The organism is Microbacterium sp. (genome assembly GCF_036277215.1).
Lineage (GTDB): Bacteria > Actinomycetota > Actinomycetes > Actinomycetales > Microbacteriaceae > Microbacterium.
Map to the genome: position 1 here is coordinate 1 of NZ_DASUNI010000269.1, position 3,695 is coordinate 3,695.

4 protein-coding genes and 1 pseudogene are annotated in these 3,695 nt (G+C 67.9%); 4 read left to right on the forward strand and 1 reads right to left on the reverse strand.

Annotation, left to right across the window (positions count from 1 at the left end; all coding sequences use genetic code 11):
- Positions 1-357, forward strand: a pseudogene (locus VFX99_RS13375) (ABC transporter ATP-binding protein); the annotation flags it as partial.
- A gap of 38 nt (positions 358-395) precedes the next feature.
- Positions 396-1,142 carry an ABC transporter ATP-binding protein gene (locus VFX99_RS13380; protein ID WP_329666791.1) on the forward strand — a complete coding sequence of 249 codons (747 nt, stop codon included), beginning with the start codon at positions 396-398 and terminating at the stop codon, positions 1,140-1,142.
- A 274-nt stretch (positions 1,143-1,416) separates the two neighbouring features.
- On the opposite strand, the gene VFX99_RS13385 is transcribed toward VFX99_RS13380, so the two are convergent.
- The gene (locus VFX99_RS13385) at positions 1,417-2,718 is read right to left on the reverse strand and encodes an ABC transporter substrate-binding protein (protein ID WP_329666789.1); all 1,302 of its coding nucleotides are present in this window, start codon (positions 2,716-2,718) and stop codon (positions 1,417-1,419) included.
- 310 nt (positions 2,719-3,028) lie between these two features.
- Between VFX99_RS13385 and VFX99_RS13390 the strand changes: the two genes are divergently transcribed.
- Both VFX99_RS13390 and VFX99_RS13395 read left to right on the forward strand, forming a co-directional pair.
- Positions 3,029-3,241: a heavy-metal-associated domain-containing protein gene (locus VFX99_RS13390; protein WP_329666790.1), complete on the forward strand. Its 213-nt coding sequence runs from the start codon at positions 3,029-3,031 to the stop codon at positions 3,239-3,241.
- Positions 3,242-3,381: 140 nt separating this feature from the next.
- A partial coding sequence (locus VFX99_RS13395) for a heavy metal-associated domain-containing protein (RefSeq protein WP_329666792.1) occupies positions 3,382-3,695 on the forward strand: 314 nt, incomplete at its 3' end.

Below are 3,695 nucleotides of genomic sequence, written 5' to 3' on the forward strand. Positions count from 1 at the left end.
GAGCCGATGGCCGGGGTCAACCCCGCGCTCACCGAGTCGCTGCTCGATCACATCCTCGACCTGAAGGACCTCGGCATGACAGTGCTGTTCGTCGAGCACGACATGCACATGGTGCGCCACATCGCCGACTGGGTCATCGTCATGGCGGAAGGCCGCATCGTCGCCGAGGGTCCGCCCGAGACGGTCATGCACGACCAGGCCGTCATCGACGCCTACCTGGGCAGCCACCAGGATGTCGACCTCGGCGTCTTCACGGGCCGGGTCGAGGGTGAACTCGGCGCTGCCGGCGAGGAGCTGCTCGAAGAGATCAAGGAAGCCGAAGAGGCCTCCATCGCCGAGGCCGAGGAGGGCAAGTGATGGCATCGACGAGCACCGGGTCCACCGGCGCATCGGCAATGGCCGAGGGCAAGACCGACCGGATGGTGGTCGAGCTCAAGGACGTCGTCGCGGGATACCTTCCGGGCGTCAACATCCTCAACGGTGCCAACCTCTACGCCCGCAAGGGTGAGCTGATCGGCATCATCGGCCCGAACGGCGCCGGCAAGTCGACGCTGCTGAAGGCCGTCTTCGGCATGGTCAAGGTGCGCGAAGGCACCATCACGGTCAACGGTGAGAGTGTGGTCGGGCTGAAGTCCGACAAGCTCGTGCAGCGCGGTGTCGGCTTCGTGCCGCAGACCAACAACGTGTTCCCCTCGCTCACGATCGAGGAGAACCTGCAGATGGGGCTGTACCAGGCTCCGAAGACCTACAGCGAGCGCCTGGAGTTCGTGACGGGCATCTTCGCCGAACTGGGCAAGCGCCTCAAGCAGCGCGCCGGTTCACTCTCCGGCGGCGAACGCCAGATGGTGGCGATGTCGCGGGCCCTGATGATGGACCCCGCCGTGCTGCTGCTCGACGAGCCGTCCGCCGGCCTGTCACCGGTTCGGCAGGACGACGCCTTCATCCGCGTCTCCGACATCAACAAGGCCGGCGTCACGACCATCATGGTCGAGCAGAACGCCCGCCGCTGCCTGCAGATCTGCGATCGCGGCTACGTCCTCGACCAGGGCCGGGACGCCTACGAGGGCAGCGGCCGCGCGCTGCTGAACGACCCGAAGGTCATCGGGCTGTACCTCGGAACGCTCGGCACCGAAGCGCCGTAGCGCCGTTCGCGACGCCACGTCGCATCAGACGGACAGCGGATGCCTCGGCATCCGCTGTTCTGTCGTCCCGGGCCGAGCTCCGCCCGTCCTCCTCCGAACCCACCCGTTCCCCGCGAACCCATGCGCTCCGGCGCACGAGAACGCATGGGCTGGCCGGCGAGGCATGGGTTCGCGGTCCAGGCATGGCTCGCGTGAGGCACGGGTTCAGGCGATCCCGAGCCGGCAACGCGAAGGGCCCCGGATCGCTCCGGGGCCCTCGCTGCGTGCGGCTGGATCAGCCGATGCGCTCGAACAGGTTGTCGGCACCGTACTGGAAGATGCCGACGGTCGCCTCAGTCGGGTCGCCGTTCTCGTCGAACGTGATCGGACCGGACTTGCCGTCGTAGTCCGCCGTCTCACCCGCGAGGATGAGGTCTGCGCACTCGGCGTAGGTGGTGCACTTCTCCCCGTCTCCGGTGCCACCCGAGACTTCCTGCAGCTTCGCTGCGACGTCGGCGGGCTCGACCGAGCCGGCCGCCAGCGACGCCAACGCGAGCAGGATGACCGCGTCGTACGACTCGTTCGCGTAGGAGAAGTCGGTCAGCGCGGCGTTGCCCTCGGCAACCCACCAGTCGCTCACTGCGGTCTGGAACTCCTCGTCAGCCTCGATCGGGCCGGCGGGCGTGGTGCCCTTGGCGCCTTCGAGGCTCACACCGGCGGGCCACTTCGCGTCGGAACCGAACTGCTTCAGGTTTCCGTCCACGAGGTAGAGGTCCTCGGCGGGGTAGCCCGCTGCGACCAGTGCCGGACCGATCGTGAAGATCTCGTCGAACGTGATCAGCAGGATGGCGTCGGGGTTCGAGGCGAGCAGCGCGCTGATCTGCGCGTCGAACGTCGTGTCGCCCGTGTTGTAGGACTGCTCCTCGACGACGGTGCCGCCGGTGGCCGTGAAGACCTCCTTGAACACCTCGTTCAGGCCGGTGCCGTACGAGTCGTTCTGGTACAGGACCGCGACGTTGCTGTGGCCGTCCTCGGCGAGAAGGTTGCCGAGCACCTCGCCCTGCAGGGTGTCGGAGGGGGCGGTGCGCCAGTACAGGCCGTTGTCGTCCCACGCCGTGAAGTCCAGCGACGTGTTGGCCGGCGAGAAGGTGATGATGCCCGCGGCGACAGCGTCGTCCAGGAACAGCTTCGTCACACCGGACGATGCGGCGCCGATCGCGGCGGTCACCCCGTCGGAGATGAGGGTCTGGATCGTGGTCGAGTAGGCCTTGTTGTCGGTGTCACCCGAGTCGCCCCACACGATGTCGTCGATGGTGAGACCCGTGGTCTCGGCGTAGTCGTTCACTTCCTGTGCGCCCAGGCCGACGCCGGCCTCCTCGGGCGGGCCGAGGAAGGAGAGGCTGCCGGTCTGGGGCAGGATCGTGCCGATCTTGAGGGTGAGGTCCTCAGCGGGCGCGGCCGGCTCCGAAGGCTCGGCGGTGCCGCCGCCACCGGCGCAGCCGGCGAGGACGAGGGCGCTGGCGCCGGCAATGGCGATACCGCCGATCACCGTCCGCACGCGCGAGCGGGAGGCAGTGCCTCGGGAAAAGACGCTCATGTTGCTCCTTGCTGTGAATGAACGCGGATTCGACTCGGGCGCCGATCCAGTTCTGACAAACCTAACCGCGCGCGGGTCGTGCCAATGTTGCCATTTGTTAACGATGTGTAACGCAGTCAAATCGTTATGAACCGCAGTTCCACTTCACGCGAGAGCGGATGCCGCGCCTCGGCGCCCTCCGTTCGGTGCGCGTTGCAGCACCGTCCCGCTCGAGCTCCGTCCGCGATCGCGCCCGGCATACCCCAGCCCGGTATAGGGTTGAGACCAGGAACCTACCCCCCAGGGGTATTTGCGACGAAGGCGAGACGACATGACCACTACGAACGAGTTCCGCGTGACGGGCATGAGCTGCGGGCACTGCGAATCGGCGGTGCGCGGCGAGGTGTCCAAGCTCGACGGTGTGGAGCGCATCGACGTGAGCGCATCCGACGGGCGGCTCCTGGTCACCTCGGCGCTCCCCCTCGATGACGACGCCGTCCTGGCGGCCGTCGACGAGGCGGGCTACGAGGCGGTGCGCGTCTGATGGTCCCCACGCCCCCTCCAAACGCCGCTGGCGCGTCGTCCGGAGCCTCCGGGCGCGTGGGCCCGGCCGCTGCGCTCGCGGCCGGCGCGGGCGACGTCCCCGTCGCGCAGCGCTCCCGCATCGAGCTCGAGATCGGCGGCATGACCTGCGCGTCATGCGCCAACCGGATCGAGAAGAGGCTCAACCGGCTGGACGGGGTCACCGCGAGCGTCAACTACGCCACCGAGAAGGCGGTCGTGTCAGCCCCGGCAGGTTTCGATGCCGGCACGCTCATCGCCGAGGTGGAGAAGACCGGATACTCCGCCGCACTCCCACAACCGCCGGCATCCGCCGATGCCGACCCGGAGGATCGCGAGCTCACCTCCCTGCGTCACCGACTCATCGGAGCCGTCGTGCTGTCGATCCCGGTGATCGCGATGGCCATGATCCCCGCCCTGCAGTTCACCTACTGGCA